The organism is Haliscomenobacter sp. (genome assembly GCF_033763495.1).
Classification (GTDB): domain Bacteria; phylum Bacteroidota; class Bacteroidia; order Chitinophagales; family Saprospiraceae; genus Haliscomenobacter.
In genome coordinates this window covers 49,224-64,362 of sequence record NZ_JANRKL010000111.1, presented here as the reverse complement: position 1 = coordinate 64,362, position 15,139 = coordinate 49,224, and the positions used below count along the sequence as shown (strand labels likewise).

11 protein-coding genes are annotated in these 15,139 nt (G+C 47.5%); 3 read left to right on the top strand and 8 right to left on the bottom strand.

Going from position 1 to position 15,139, the window contains the following annotated elements:
- Positions 1 to 51: 51 nt before the first annotated feature.
- Complete coding sequence (locus tag SFV55_RS11995; RefSeq protein ID WP_320029740.1) at positions 52 to 660, bottom strand: hypothetical protein; 609 nt, start codon at positions 658 to 660, stop codon at positions 52 to 54.
- A 208-nt stretch (positions 661 to 868) separates the two neighbouring features.
- Between SFV55_RS11995 and SFV55_RS11990 the strand changes: the two genes are divergently transcribed.
- Both SFV55_RS11990 and SFV55_RS11985 read left to right on the top strand, forming a co-directional pair.
- Positions 869 to 3,712: a TonB-dependent receptor gene (locus SFV55_RS11990; RefSeq protein ID WP_320029739.1), complete on the top strand. Its 2,844-nt coding sequence runs from the start codon at positions 869 to 871 to the stop codon at positions 3,710 to 3,712.
- A gap of 1 nt (position 3,713) precedes the next feature.
- Positions 3,714 to 5,771 (top strand): ATP-binding protein, encoded by a 2,058-nt coding sequence (locus tag SFV55_RS11985; RefSeq protein ID WP_320029738.1) that lies wholly within the window; start codon positions 3,714 to 3,716, stop codon positions 5,769 to 5,771.
- Positions 5,772 to 5,838: 67 nt separating this feature from the next.
- On the opposite strand, the gene SFV55_RS11980 is transcribed toward SFV55_RS11985, so the two are convergent.
- The 7 genes from SFV55_RS11980 to SFV55_RS11950 all read right to left on the bottom strand — a co-directional run bounded on the left by SFV55_RS11980 (position 5,839) and on the right by SFV55_RS11950 (position 14,227).
- Entirely contained in the window at positions 5,839 to 7,530 is a 1,692-nt protein-coding gene (locus SFV55_RS11980) for a DUF3472 domain-containing protein (RefSeq protein WP_320029737.1), read from the bottom strand.
- A 50-nt stretch (positions 7,531 to 7,580) separates the two neighbouring features.
- Entirely contained in the window at positions 7,581 to 9,113 is a 1,533-nt protein-coding gene (locus SFV55_RS11975; protein WP_320029736.1) for a sulfatase, read from the bottom strand.
- A gap of 246 nt (positions 9,114 to 9,359) precedes the next feature.
- Positions 9,360 to 9,704 carry a XisI protein gene (locus SFV55_RS11970; protein WP_320029735.1) on the bottom strand — a complete coding sequence of 115 codons (345 nt, stop codon included), beginning with the start codon at positions 9,702 to 9,704 and terminating at the stop codon, positions 9,360 to 9,362.
- Positions 9,689 to 10,105 carry an element excision factor XisH family protein gene (locus tag SFV55_RS11965; RefSeq protein WP_320029734.1) on the bottom strand — a complete coding sequence of 139 codons (417 nt, stop codon included), beginning with the start codon at positions 10,103 to 10,105 and terminating at the stop codon, positions 9,689 to 9,691. Before SFV55_RS11965 ends, SFV55_RS11970 begins: the two co-directional genes overlap by 16 nt.
- 53 nt (positions 10,106 to 10,158) lie before the next feature.
- Positions 10,159 to 11,361, bottom strand: coding sequence for a DUF6786 family protein (locus SFV55_RS11960; RefSeq protein WP_320029733.1), 1,203 nt, complete (start codon positions 11,359 to 11,361; stop codon positions 10,159 to 10,161).
- Positions 11,362 to 11,478: 117 nt separating this feature from the next.
- Positions 11,479 to 12,921 (bottom strand): hypothetical protein, encoded by a 1,443-nt coding sequence (locus SFV55_RS11955; RefSeq protein WP_320029732.1) that lies wholly within the window; start codon positions 12,919 to 12,921, stop codon positions 11,479 to 11,481.
- A gap of 85 nt (positions 12,922 to 13,006) precedes the next feature.
- On the bottom strand, positions 13,007 to 14,227 hold the full coding sequence (locus SFV55_RS11950) for a tectonin domain-containing protein (protein ID WP_320029731.1): 1,221 nt from the start codon (positions 14,225 to 14,227) through the stop codon (positions 13,007 to 13,009).
- Positions 14,228 to 14,410: 183 nt separating this feature from the next.
- Here SFV55_RS11950 and SFV55_RS11945 point away from each other — a divergent pair, with 183 nt between their 5' ends.
- A complete protein-coding gene (locus tag SFV55_RS11945; protein ID WP_320029730.1) occupies positions 14,411 to 15,052 on the top strand; it encodes a response regulator transcription factor in 642 nt (213 codons plus the stop codon).
- The last annotated feature ends 87 nt before the right edge of the window (positions 15,053 to 15,139 follow it).

Below are 15,139 nucleotides of genomic sequence, written 5' to 3'. Positions count from 1 at the left end.
CCTCCATGACTTGCGCTGCTGCGCGGCGTTCGTCATCGTCGGCGTTGTCACTTAGATATTGTTCGTATTTCTCCATTGTCGCGCTATTTGGATCAATTTTTTCATACAATCGCTGCGTTTTATTTTCAGCGAATCGGTAGTGGTATAACGGGTCCAGCCTTGGCGCACCACTTCTTCGTCGGGATAACCTTCGATGTGGTAGAGCCGTATGACTGAGGTACAAGGTTCGCCCATTTGTCCCAAAAATTGCCGCACCAGTTCGGCGGATTCGCGTTGCCGGTTGCTGGCTTCTATATCTGGGTCGTGCAAATCGTGGTGGTCTTCGATCGATTCATAGTTTGTTTGGCGTTTCCTGGTCATCGACAAGGCCACCCGCTTCATGATTTCGACGAGGTAACTAGAGGGGGCATGGCCTTGAAACTGGTACGAGCCGTCCTCTATTTTTCGCAAAAAGATGAGCGAGCTTTGGTTGAGCAATTCGTCTACGCTTTCTGGCGCCAGTTTGTATTGCTCAACCAATTTCTTTGCCGAGGGCATCACCTTGTTTTGCACACAACGTATTGCCGAGTTGTTCAAACTTTTCAGGGCTTGAAACAATTGCTCATTGTTTTCAAATTGTCGGCAAGGGTTTGCAGGTGTCAGCCACTCGGTAATGCGCATCGAACTCAAGCTTATATTGTATTGATCAACTTAAAGGTAAGTGTTTTTTGAAAAAAAATTATACCCGAGGCGGACTTAGCTCATTTCATTCGGAGTTAAATTCCTGCCATTCGGATAACGATTCTCGTCATTCGGAAAAATCTCTTTGTTATTCCGACTTTAAGCCTCCATTTTGGGACTAACAGGCAGTGCTAAAGCCTGAAATATCATGAAAACACCATTGGTCTTATGCAGTCTTCTCTTTTCAATTTCCTTTGCACTAGCACAACCCGTTCAATTACGTGGTCTGGTCAAGGATTCTCACAATGCTCCTCTGGAGGGTGCCTCTGTACAGCTTAAAAATACCCAACAAGGTACTTCTACCAATGCCCAGGGAGAATTTGAGCTACCTTGGTCAGGCGAAAGCAGTTTGACTTTGGTTGTAAGCTCAGTTGGTTACGCTACCAAAGAAGTCGTTTGGATAAAAAATGAACAAGACTCCAGCATAATTACCATTACACTAAGTGAGGACATCCAAATCCTGGATGAGTTGATCGTAACTGGTGTATTTGATAGCCGCAAAAAGATCGAATCCTCCATCGCCATTACTACGCTCGATACCCGCGTTCTTGAACGAATGGTGCCTAACAGTGCAACCGAACTCCTGCGCCAGGTACCCGGGGTGTACACCAACACCTCTCGTGGCGAAATCTATAACAGTGTAGTGGTACGCGGCATGATCCTGGGAGGCAATTACTACTATGTCTCCATGCAGGAAGATGGGCTCCCCATTGTACCGGCACCAGGGCAATTCGCCCCCGATGGTTTTTTGCGAGCCGACATTAACCTCAACCGCCTCGAAGCGGTACGGGGCGGAACGGCCTCTATTCTCGGTGCCAACGCGCCAGGGGGAATTTTTAATTACATCACCCATACGGGCGGGGTCAATTTTGCGGGCGAAGTGCGTAGCCGGGTGGGTTTGGAAGGCAATGGCCGCAACCCTTACTACCGATTGGAAGCTGGTTTTGGGGGGCCATTGAGTAAAAGAAACCCATCCTTGACCTATTACATTGGTGGGCATTACCGCTATGCCAATGGCGCTAAATACCCTGGCTATCCACTCAGTCGGGGTGGGCAACTCAAAGGCAACTTGCTCCAAAAGTACAAAAACGGCCAAATCCAGTTCAATCTGAAATATTTGAACGACCGCACTGTTCAATTTGAATTGACACCCACTGTAGATTTTGAAAATCCGCACCCGGCGGGCAATTTTACCAACAACTCCTCGACGCTCAATCCCCTCTTGAAATTCAGTTACCCGGCCTCTGTATTGGGTTTGCGCGGAGTAGAATACGACACTCGAAACCTGAATCATTACCGAGAAATCGCTCCTGGGCTAAGTTGGGAACACCGCTTTGGCAAGGGCTGGAAAGTACAAAATAACCTGCGTTATTCGGATAAATCCTTGCTTTCAAATGCACCACTGATCGTTTTTCCCTTCGCCGTTGATAAGTTTTACTTTTACGCTCTTTTCGACCTACTTGGCAAATTTGGCACCTATAGATTTTACAACACCAAAACCAAAGCATCCTATGGCACGGTCAAGCAGGAATTAGACTTTAGCAACCCTTTTTTCCCTTTTAAATTCACAGCTGACCTGAATCTGCCTGGTGCTGAAGTGCAGCCCAACTCGGTCTTTTATAACCCCACTGGCATCGAAGACGGTTACATCCGGGATTTTATGAATCAACTCACCCTAAAGAAACAGTTGGAGCATATGGGTTTTACAGCTGGAGTTTTTTATTCCAACTCTCACCTTCAAGATTACATTTTTCCACCTGCTGCACAAGGCTTTGGCACGATTGAAAACCAGCCGCAATTTGTGGGTGTAGAATATAAGCCTTCCGATGCACCCAATTCCCCCGTATATCGAGTAACCGACCCCCAAGGGCTGGCCAGCTATGGCAATGGGGGGGTATTTTTCAATCAAGCCAAAGTTCGGCAAACAGCACTTTTTTTTGGTCACAACTGGGATGTTTCCTCCCAACTCAACCTGGACTGGGGCTTTCGCTACGAGCATTTTTATGTAGAGGGGGCCAACGTGCGCAGCGCCGATTTGGTACGCAGCAAAGGAGGGGTAGACGGCGATTCGACTACCCTTTATGACAACAATACCTATGCCCTGGGAAAAGAACTCAAGTATTCCAGCCCTTTGAACACTTTCGCTTTTTCAGTAGGGCTGAACTACAGCCTAAACCCCAGCGTAGCTTTTTATGCTCGTTATTCCCAAGGTAGCAAAACTCCCGACTACAATGTGTTTTATGACAACAGCGATATTTTTGAAATCGAAGCCCAGCGCACCATCCAGATGGAATTAGGGGTAAAACTCTCTAATGGACGCAATCACCTTTTTATTACGCCGTTTTACAGCGCACTGGATCGAATCCCCCAGATTGGGCGCGGGCGCAATGTAGGACAATTGGCCACTTTTTATGCCACCCCTAAGTTGTACAACAAAACCCATGCTTTTGGCCTGGAACTGGAAGGCAATTACACTTTTAATGAAAACTGGAGCATCCGGGCCAGCGCCATGACCCAGCAATTCACCGCCGACCGTTATCGGTTTTATGACACCCGCCAAGATGGCCCTGCTGATGATACACTGATTGACCGTTCCAATAAAAAGATCAGCAGCTTGGCACCGCCTCTGATTGTGAACCTCACTCCAACGTTTACAGCAGGCAAACTTTACATCAACTGCAACTGGTACTACATGGGCCGACGAGCCGCCAACAGCAGTGAAACCTTTTATTTGCCTGCCTTTAGCCAGTTCGACCTCAACCTGGGTTATGACCTTTCACCCAAAGTACAGCTTCGGGCCAGCATCAATAACTTGTTCAACACCTTCGGGTTAATGAGTTGGAATGGCCCTACTACCAGTGGGTTACCTTTTGAAACTTTTGATACCGAGAATTTTTCACCCGAGAAAAGGGCCGCCAACCCAAATATTGTATATTACACAGGGAGTATTCAACCTAGAGCCTATTTTTTATCCTGCACCTTTAAACTCTGATATGAAAAAGTTGAACTTAGTGGTTTATTTATGTTTATTCCACTTCGCCTTGCTGGCTCAATACGGTATTCAAACAAACTCCGACAGTTTGACCCAAGAACTAAAGCGAGCCAAAACAGATACCGCACGGATTGACCTATTGTTTCGTAGAGGCTTAGCTAATCAGTTTGTAGCGCCTAAACAAGCCCATGCAGATCTCTACGAGGCATTGCGCATTGCCCGGAAAATTAGAGATGAAAATCGAATGTTGGGCACCTTACTTACGCTTGGGTACAGTTATGGTATGACTGGCGAGCCCGTCAAGTCTATACACCTACTTCAAGAAGCGCTGCGTTATGCCGAGAAAAAAAAGGAAGACACCAGTATGCCCTTGGCGTTTTTGGCCAATAACTATGAAGCCCAAGGAGACTTGAACCGCGCACTCGATTACGCACGACAATCATACCAGGAATATGAAGCCCGCTTGAAAAAGAAGTTATTCTTAGACAAGAGAGGCTATCCAGCTGGCCCCATGCGCTTGGGGCAGCTCTTCGAGAAATTAGGTCAGAGAGATTCCGCAATGTACTACGCAAAGATGGCTCAAGTCCGTATCCAGGAAATGCCCCTCGAAGGCTGGTACCCTTACTTTTATTGTCAGATCTGCAATTTGTTGGGGCACCTCCATATGCAATCCAATGAATCCCAGGAAGCCTTGCAATTTTACCGCACCGGATTGAGAGAAGGCAACCGTGCCAATTTTCCTACTGCAATCAACGAAAGTAAATTAAGTCTGGCCAAGTATTATGCTCGGGTCAATCGCCCCGATTCGGCCATTCACCATGCCATAGACGCCTATCTTGGGGCTAGCAAGATTCAGGGCTTTGAGGTGATGCAAGCAGCAGCCAGTTTACTTCGCAAAACCTACGAAAAGCAAGGCAATTATGCCAAAGCATTACATTACAACGATCTGTCCGTAGCCGCCCGTGATAGCGTATCTGGTGCAGAAAAAGTACGCGAAGTGCAAAACCTAACTTTCCAGGAAGAACGCCGCCAACAAAAAATGCGCCAGGAAATTGAATCAGCGCGCATCGCTTACCAAAATCGAGTTAAGATTTATAGTTTACTCGCCGTCGTAGGCGGGGTCTTGCTGCTTACGCTTATCTTGTATCGCAACAACCGTCAGAAACAAAAAGCCAATGCCCTGTTACAAACCCAAAAGGAAGAAATCAACCGCCAAAGAGACCAGGTGCAAAGCTCGCTCGAAACCCTTAAGGCCACACAAAAGCAACTCATCCAATCCGAAAAACTGGCTTCTCTCGGTGAACTTACCGCAGGCATCGCCCATGAGATTCAGAACCCCTTGAATTTTGTCAATAACTTCTCTGATATCAATCAAGAACTCTTGGATGAGTTGTTGGAGGAAATTGACCATGGGAATTTACCCGAAATAAGGGCCTTAGCTGAAGACCTGAGAACCAATGAAGAACGCATCAACCACCACGGCCAACGTGCCTCCTCCATCGTCAAAGGTATGCTCGAACATTCGCGCCAGGGTAGAGACGCAACTAATCGTGTCTCTACGGATATAAACGCCCTGGCCGATGAATACTTGCGCCTAGCATATCATGGCTGGCGTGCGAAAGACAATAGTTTTAACTCCAAAATTGAAACGCATTTTGATCCAGATTTACCGCTGGTTTCGGTTTTTCCTCAGGACATTGGCCGGGTGCTGCTGAATTTAATCAATAATGCGTTTTATGCAGTACACCAGCGGGCGAGTGTCGGAGTGACTTCGAGTCACACCGACACTATATACCAACCCACCGTCACCATTTTCACCCAAAAAATAGGCGATCAGATCATCATCAAGGTGAAAGACAATGGCGATGGTGTTCCCGAATCCATCCGCGACAAAATCTTTCAACCCTTTTTTACGACCAAACCTACCGGGCAAGGGACAGGCTTAGGTTTGAGTTTGGCGTATGATATTGTAACAAAAGGGCATGGTGGTATCTTGGATATCGTTTCAAATGAAAGTGAAGGTACCATGTTTATCGTTCAATTGCCTTATACAAAATGACCCATTGCTGATGGCGATCATGTAGGTCGGTTTTATGAAATACGATTTAATGTCCGGTTTTTCAAGGCTACTTCGACAATTGATCGAAGTTGATCACTGGTTTTTTTTTTCCTGGATTTCGTTTAAACATTGAATCCGGGTTATTGAAATTGTTGAAAAAGCCACAATTGCGGAGAAAGAACTGGTTGTTTTCCACCCCACCATTAAAGTCCATGCGCAGTTTTTTTCGCCCGGTATCATCATTGGTAAATCGGGCCTCCGTCATTTCGCTCCAGTTGCCCGAATCATCACAAACCCATTGGTTGTTGAACATTACTTTGCGGGTTACGGCGCCTCGTTCGGGTTGGAAATTCTCCAAAAACGAATGGGGCGACTTATACCAGGTTGAGATTTTGGGCCGCTTGAAAGAAGCAATGAGCCGCCAGGCCTGCGTGTTGGGATCAAAAAAGTAGGAGGTATAGGTCGTGGTGTTGTCGCCATTGGGGCGAATGCGGGTGAGGAATTTATAGGTCTGGCCCGCTTTCCAATTGTACACCAAATAACTTTGGCCACCAGAGCCTTCGCCTCCAAAATCCTGGGCACTCACGCCCGGCCCTTTGGCCAACAACCTCACTTGCTGATCAGCCGGGATGAATTTCGGGTCGTCGGTGGTGAAAGGACTCCATACCGAAAACAAAACCCGGCGCTCGGTAGGGCTATTCACCTGGATGCCACAATACCCTTCGGCAAAGCCGTTGACCATAAAGTAGGAGCCGATGGCATCGTTGCCGCTGGGCACAGTCACTTCATTGTAAAACCATTCGATGTTTTTGCCAGCGGGGAGGGTGTAAGTCATGTGCACCGAAGGGCCACGCCGCCCGAAGTAGTAACTGTCCTCCAGCGATCCCGTCAGACTGGAGTTTACAAATTTGATGTTGGCTGGGTCCCCTTGAATTTCTATGGCCTGGATGTCGGAAAATTTGGCCCCGGTTTTTTGCAGGCCTTTGAGCACGACAGGAACGTAACCTGCTTCCAGGGTAAAGGTGCCCAGGGCGTATTTTTGCCAATCGCTGCCGTTTACGTCTATTTTGATGGTACGGCCTTGAATGCCCACATTGAGGCTGCTGGCTTGAGCAGCTTTGGCGATCAGTTTCAGGGAGTAAGTCCCTTTTTCCATAATGCGGAAATACACCGTGGGGGTCACCGCAGCGTCCGTCCAGTTTTGGATGCCCATGGTTGAAAGGCCGATGCCACTTGCTCCAAAATTATTGAAGAAGGTATTGCCACCCAAGGGGACCAGGTTGAAGGGTTGGTTACTGGTAGTTGGAGGCGAGACTACGCCTGTGCTGGAGGAGGTTTTCCAGCGGGCACTCAGCCAGCCGGGCTGGATTTCCCCCAGTTCAACGGCACCGCTTTCTGTGTGTAAATAGGTACTCCACCATTTGTTTTTGAGGCGTAGCTGATCAGTACCCGCAATGGGTTCCAGAATCCACATGGCGCTCCACCAGCCGGGTTCAATGGCCCCGATGGAGGGGAATTTCGCATCTTTTTCGGCATTGAGGTAGCCTCCACTGGCTACGTGTTTGAGGTGAACCTCCGTGCTGTTGGCGATTTTTTCGATGACCCAGGCCGATTTGTTGCTTTGAACCCCCAGACTGGGTTTTCCTGCATCAGATTGGAGGTAAGTTTGTTTCCAAACGTTTTGGATGTTGACATTGTTTTGGGCAGCAAGCTGCAGGGCCAGGGAAAAGCCTAAGATGAAGACGAGCAGGTTTCTCATGATAAAGTGGTAATGAGCTTGAAAGTATGTTTAAACTATTTTGGATGCCGTTACAATTCATCTGGCCAGGCTACCGGCTGACCAGTTGACTTCCATACGGGTATTTGTGCATTGCGTTTCCTCAATTCAGTAGCCAGCAATTTAGCCATTCTGGCTGTTTGAGCCGGGTATTTTTTAGAAAGATCATGCTTTTCACCAAGGTCCTCAGCAAGATTGTAGAGTTCCAGCTTTTTCTGCTTGAACAGATATACCAGTTTCCAATTCCCTTTGCGGATGGCACTGGCCCAGGCAATCGCTTCCGCTTCCCTGGTCGTCCAGCGATGGGGATAATGAAAAACCAGGCTGCGACTGGTATCCTGGAGTGCGGGCTTTTTCAAAACGGAAAGGTATGATTTTCCATCAATGGTATCTCGCAGGGCCTTATTCTGAATGCTGGCCATATCGAGAACTGTGGGAAAAAAATCTTCAGCCATCACGTATTGGGCAGTTCGGCTTCCCGGTTTGGTAGTACCCGGCCATTTTACAATCATCGGGATACGGATGCCGCCTTCATAGACGGAGCCTTTGCCCGAACGAAGCGGCAGATTATGGGTATGGCGTATTCCGCCCCGGTTGCTATTGGACAGGCCTCCATTGTCCGACATAAAAACGATAACCGTGTTTTTATCCGCATTTTTGCTTTTCAAAAAATCCATAACATCACCCAGGCTTTTGTCCATGCCCTCTACGAGTGTAGCGTAAGCCGCCTCAATCGAGTCAAGGCCATTTCGAAGGTATTTGTTAAAATAACGGTGGTCCGGCATGATGGGGGTATGCACCGCATAGTGGCCCAGGTAAAGGAAAAATGGTCGCTTTTGCTGAATGGGAGCGGCCATCAATTGCAAAGCTTTGCGGGTAAGTGCTTCGGTTAAAAAAATGTCCTGACCATAAAATTCCTGCAAACTAGGGATGGCCCAATGCGTCATTTTTCCGGGTTCATTCCCAAAATTTTTCAAACCGTAATAGCTCTGCGGATGGCCAATGGCCGTGCCTCCGATATTGCTCATAAAACCCAAATTAATCGGGTCGCTGCCAGGGGTAGACTGGCTGCCCCAATGCGCTTTCCCCACATGCAAGGTAATGTAACCCGCATCTCTGAGCAGTTGGGGCAATGGCTTGGCGGTGTAGGTTTTTCCAGTATTGGTAGGGCTCAAGCCGTTTACATTCCAGTCCGGAAATTGCAATAAACTGTCTGGATAATCAGTAGGACTGTCCTTGGGCGTATTGGTCCAATTGGTAATGTGGGTACGTATTGCGCTTAGGCCGCTAATCAAACTGGTACGGGTGGGAGTACATACCGGATTTACATACGCATTGGTAAATACCATGCCTTCATCGGCAAGCCTTTGCATATTCGGGGTGAAATATTTTTTATTGAGGGGCATCACCGTCTCGCCAAAAGGCAGCGAAGTATCCATCCAGCCCATATCGTCTACCAAAAACAGGATGATATTAGGTTGCTGCAGGGGGGCTTTTTGCCGGACAAAATCCTGTTGCAAGAACAAACAGAATAGCGTCAATGCGCACAAAGCTTGCTTCGTCATGGCTATTTGGTTGGTGGTTTAAAGTTGGACTTGGAAACTGTTTGAGTTTGTATCGTGGGCCGCATAGGGCCTATTTTAGGCCAACACCTGTTTATTGATCACCTTCAAACAAATCAGCCAATTGCACACTAAAACCGGGCAGTATATTCTCCCCGTTCAAAAATTCGTCAAAAGGAATTTTACTTTCAGTCCCATCGGCTCGAAACACGTTGATTGCTTTTTAAAAAGTTAGCGCATAAACAGCTATCAGGCCACAGCATACCCAGTATAAGGCCTTAAATGTGGTGCATGAAAAGCCAATACAATGTCTGATTTAGCCACACCTTTCTCTTCCAAGTCACCCACAATATCATAGTCCGAGGCATTTACTTGAACCCAGATTTTTCCGTCATTGGCGATAGAAAAGAAAAAAACAGTGAAACTGATTCTACGTTTGTTGCGCCAGCCCATTTTTTTAATCTCATAGTTATCGTGTTCTTCGTCAAAAACAGGCACAATTTGAACACCATCATCAGGGTTCTTTTTGCGGCGCTCAAGATACTCGTGCAGGACTTCTAGAAGAATTTGTCGATTGATTACTGCCTTATCCATTGCACAATGATTTTATCTGTTATTGAAAAAACCAAAAGGTTAATCTTGTCTTCATTCAAACGTTTTTGGGGGAAGGGAAGTTTGAAGAAAGATTCGTAAATGTCTTCCGAAATGGCTAGAAAGATAACCCTTTCTGGCTCAATGTCATCAAGCGCACTTTTGTAGTTCCGATATTGGCCAACAGCTTGGTGGAATTCATACCCTGCTGATTTTCCGACGAAGCTTTTAACCTCCACTGCGATTTTTTCTACTCCTTTTTGTGCGGCAATAATTTTTTCAGCCCCCAGGTCTATTTCATAATCAGGGCTACCCATTTCTAATTCATATGGATCATGGGTAATTACCCAACCATCTTTAATCAGTGCATCCCTTACATTTGAATGAAAAATGTCACGCGCCATTTGGAGAAATTCTGATCTAAAGTTACCGATTATTGTTTGATCCCACAATATCTTTAAAATTTCGGCACCTGGCTCAATTCCACTCCCAGCACATGTTTGCTGATCACATTCAAATCCGAAGCCTTGCCCTCAAAATGAAAAGTCTGCTGCACATGCCGGTAAGCACCGCCTTTTTTGAGCACCAGGGCAGGGGAGGAGGTTTCCAGTTCATAAAAAGCGCCCATTTGTTCACCTTTGTCGTTCGGGCCATCGTTGTAGGTATTTACCACGTCGCCACGGTAGGGGTAGCGCTGGATTTCCCACATGGAATTGACATAAGCGGTATCGCCAGTGTAGCTGAAGCGCACGATGGTCAAAGCACCTTTTTCGACGTCGTAACTGCCTGCGAGGGGTTTGACAATGGCGGGCGGAATGCCAATTTTGCCTCGCGACTTGGCGTCGCCTTTGAAGAAGAGCACACTGTCTTTTTTGATCAATCGATCGGCGGCGATTTTGCCAAAATAAGCGTCGTTGACCTGAGCGCTGCCCCCAGCTTTGTAGGGCAACATGACCACTTGTGCGGGGCTGGCTTTCAACATGCCCAATAGCCAGATGGAAAGCACTCCTTTGGATTTGTCCCAATCTTCCTGGCCGGTATTGCTCAGCTGATTGTCACTTTCGTAGCCTACCCATTTTACAGCGTTGAGGGGCACTTGCAAGAGGTCGCTGGCTTCTTTTTCGCTCAACAAACGGATGCGGCGTTCCACCTTGAGGTCGAAGCGGGTGCCCGCGTAGTTCTCGATGCTGAAACTTTTGGCAAAAAGTGCTTGCGTTTTATCTTTTTGCACGGCTGGATAAGTCATGGTATCGATGGCACCGGGTGTTTGCCAGTGGACAAGGTCAAAAGGATCACCTTTTTTGAAGTACAGGCCGTATTGCCCACCTTCCGGGCCTAACCAAAAACGTTCTTCGCCGCCAAAGGCATTCATGTGGGGTTGGTATTCGCCTTTGGAGATCAAATCATGGTTGATCCAGCCGTAGCTGGTGCCTTTCATCCCGGCGGCGGTGCTGGTCATCACGCGGCCTTGGTAGGCTTCAGCGAGCAGGACTTTGTGGTCGCCGTCTTCGAGCAGGATGAGGGGGGTGTGGGCTTTGAGTTGGGTGTAATCGTAGGCGAAGGTGTTGATGTCGGTGGTGGATTCGGTGGACTTGGTAGCTGGATTTTGGCAGGCCTGGAAAAGGCCAAGGGCCAAGATGAAAGGAAGTAATCTGTGCATAGGTGTTTCGTTGGTGGACTTAATGTCTTAAAAGTATCGAAAATGATTGATTAAAATAGAATTGGGCTGAGCTATTTTCAATTAGCCCAACCCAACTAAATCATCCTTTAAAAACAACTATTTCTCCCCAACAAAAACATATGGACTATTGCCAGCAGAACCCGTGCAAAGTGCGTCAGCATCCCATCTGCCAGCCGTTTTTTCCCACTTGCACGTACTGGTGTTGCACGTGAAGCTGAGGTTGTCCCACCAAACCCGGTTGCATTTTGGGAAAACGTATTTATTGTGGGCACCTGCCGGGATGTTGATGGTTTGGCCACTGCTGCCACCCGGTAGTCGGAACTCCACCCAAGTGTGGTCGCTCACACTGCGAAAGGTTTGAGCGGCACAAGCGCAAGACGGATTGTTGATGGAGCCAGCTGATTTTTTCGACCATAAAATATTGTAAATAGGCGACTTGGTACTCGCGCCAATGGTGCCATACATCACTTTTGAGGTATACAAATCGATTTGAAGAGCGACATTGCGACCAGGGTCCTGAAGGTAGACGGACCAATCGTCGCGCCCAACTTCGTTGAAGCTAAAACGGGTGGTACCCAGCAAATCGCGTTCCAACCATTTGCCCGAAGCGTCTCTGGCTAAAGTGCCCCTGCCTTCAGCGCCGTTGTGAAATTCGATCATTTCTACGTTGCGGCCATTGGCACTTTGGCTAGCCTGGCCACTCGTGAGCCTGAGGTAACGCAGGGGGGCCGGCCGGTCGCCTCTAAAGGCCAAACAACTCACCGAATAAGTAGAATCCAGCAGCATTTTTTTCTCTTCTTTGGCCAGAGGATACTCATACAAGGTGCGGAATTTATCGGTTTGTTGCATCAACAAACTGGGGAGTGTGCCCATGTCGATATTCAACTTAGCCAGGCAATTTTTAGTGTCCAAGGAGTGCATGAGGCCAAAGGCATGCCCCAGTTCATGAGACCAACCGGCCAGTTCGGTACTCAACATATGGGGGCGATTGATGAAAATGTCATAGCAATTGTTCCAAAAAGTACCCGTCATTTTTAATACTCCACCCCAGCCGCCAGCATCACCCGCCGTGCCTTCCAGAACGGAAACCACTATGTTACGGTTGTTGAGGAATTCTTGTCCTAAGTTGGTTTTAATGAAGTTGTAGTTGTTGTTCCAGTCAACGGCATCTGTCACACTGTAGTTCGAACGCAGCACACTGACTTCCGGATCAAATTCAAAAGTAACGCCCAGCATCTTCAAATAATGGCTTTGCATGATGGCCAAAATTGCTGCGATGGCTTCTTTTGCCCTGGGTTTTTCCACTTGTCCAACTGGGACAATGTAGAGGCCTTTCACCCGCAGGCTGGTCGCCGCGATGGGACTGTGGAGTTGGTGCCCGGTGGGCGTTTCATCTGCCGCATAACTGCTGGAAGCATTGTTCATAAACAAACTGCTTTGCAGCTCCTGTGGTTCGGTAATGGGTTGAAGAGATAAGTTTTGGGCATTCAAACTGGCAAAGCCCAAAATAGCCAGCACGGTTAATTGGAAATTTTTCATATTGGATTTTAACTGTTTTATGGTGAAAAGACTTTCAAAAAGCCATTTATAGGAGCAGTTTCAGTTGTACTAAATGTTGTTGGGATCAATAGGTTATCGAGATCAATTTTAAATTGTTATCAATGGCATAGCCAGCTCGTTCAGCATAAGCAACGGCGCTTAAAAAATAGCCTTGGACTACCGATTGCCAAGATTTGCCACCATCAATGGTAGATTTGAGGTTCCCTTGATCGTCGATGCCAATGCCCAGATCAAAACTTTTGGCACTGATGCTTTTCATTTTTCCGGGAACCTGGCTCCAATTGCTGCCCGCATTATTGGTACGCCACATATTGCCACTATTGAGGGCCCAGGCGGTAGTTCCATTCACTGCCGAGATGCTTTGCGCCGCGCCACTCACTTTTGACCAGGTAAAGCCTGCGTCCAGGGTTCTATAAATTTCCAGCTTGTCATTGACGCCCCATGCCGTGTTGGCGTCAACTCCGGATATCTGTTTCAGCAGACCGGAGGTGGTTCTCCAGGTAGTGCCTCCATCCAGAGTCAGTTCAACTTTTCCCTCAAAGTTGACGCCCCAGGCAGTTGTATTGTTTATTGCAGAAACGTACGCTAATTTTTTGTTCAGGTCATTCCAGGTCTTGCCAGCATCCATGGATTTGAAAAGATACCCCGCAATATTGACGCGCCAGATGACTTGTTTCAGTGGGGCAGAGATTTGATCCGGGAAGGTCCCACTGCCCATTGCGCCCAGGGGGGCGTCGGCTGTGTTTGATGGGCTGCTTGTAGAGATTGAAGAGGACCGATAAATCTGCCATTGGGCACTCAGCCAGCCGGGTTGAACTGCGCCCATTTCCAAGGCTCCGGTCTCCGTATGCAAATAAAGGCTCCGCCATTTGTTCTTGATGCGCACCAGGTTGGTTCCAGCTATGGGTTCCATGATCCACATGGCGCTCAACCAGCCGGGACCTACTGCACCTACCACTGGAAACTTCGCATCAGTCTCAGCGTGCAGATAGGCTCCACTGGCCACATGTTTGAGGCGCACATCGGAGCTGTTGGCAATTTTTTCAACTGTCCAAACTGCTTTTTCGCCTTGCGGCCCCAATCCTGTTTTGCTGGCATCAGCCTGGATGTAACTTTTTCGCCAGAAGTTCTGGATTTCAGCGGTTTCTTGTGCTGATAGCTGCTGTGCAACAATCATGAAGCTACAAAAGAGCAACAACATGGTGCATGTGGAGAAGAAACCACGCCAGGTTTGTATTGATTCGGCCGCCAGGTCTGCCGTGTTTTTTTGGGTTAGCTGTTTCACGTATATTGGTTTTGGTGGATGAATGAATTAGATGGTAGTGATGGGACAAAATTGATCAAAATCTGTAGGCATCACAATCACCCTAAGCGGTGAAAAAGGTGGGCCTTTTGTACCGAAAACTCACCCGGCCGGGTGAGTTTTTTATTCACCAAAAGCGCTTAACTTTACAGGAATCCATACCACATGAAAAAGACCAAAATCAGCATCATTGAAGACAATAAGGTTGTCCGTGAAAATGTATCCAAGTTCGTAGGATTCCATGAAGAGTTTGAACTGTGTCAGGTACATGGCTCCGTAGAATCTTTCTTGCACGTGTTGAACATCAATCCTTCGCTCCAATCGGACATTTTGATTCTTGACATCGGGCTTCCTGGTTTGTCCGGACTGGAAGCCATCCCGCTGATTTTGGAAAGATTGCCGCAGCAAGACATCATCATGCTCACCACCTATGAAGAGGAAGACGTGATTCTCAAAGCCTTGTGTTCGGGAGCCTGTTCTTATATTTCCAAAAAAGCCAGTCTGGACGAAATTGTGGAGGCCTTGCGCATTGTGGCCAACGGTGGTTCGTACATGTCGCCATCAATCGCCCGTGAAATTGTCAATCACCTGATGGGTGGCAGGGTCAGTAAAGCCAGTATTCTTTCGGATCGACAAAAAGAGATTTTGGAGAAACTCGTGGACGGCAAGAGTTATGCCACGATTTCCACGGAATTGTTTATTTCTATTGAGACCGTGCGTTCACACGTCAAGAAGTTGTACAAAGTCCTCCAAGTAAACAACAAAACCGAGGCGATTACGCAGTACATGAAGGGCTATATCAAATAACTAAACCAAAATCATTATCTTGAGAGCCTGAAGCGTAATCATTTAAAGGCTGCTCTATGATTTCCCAAAATCGATGCCATCATCACC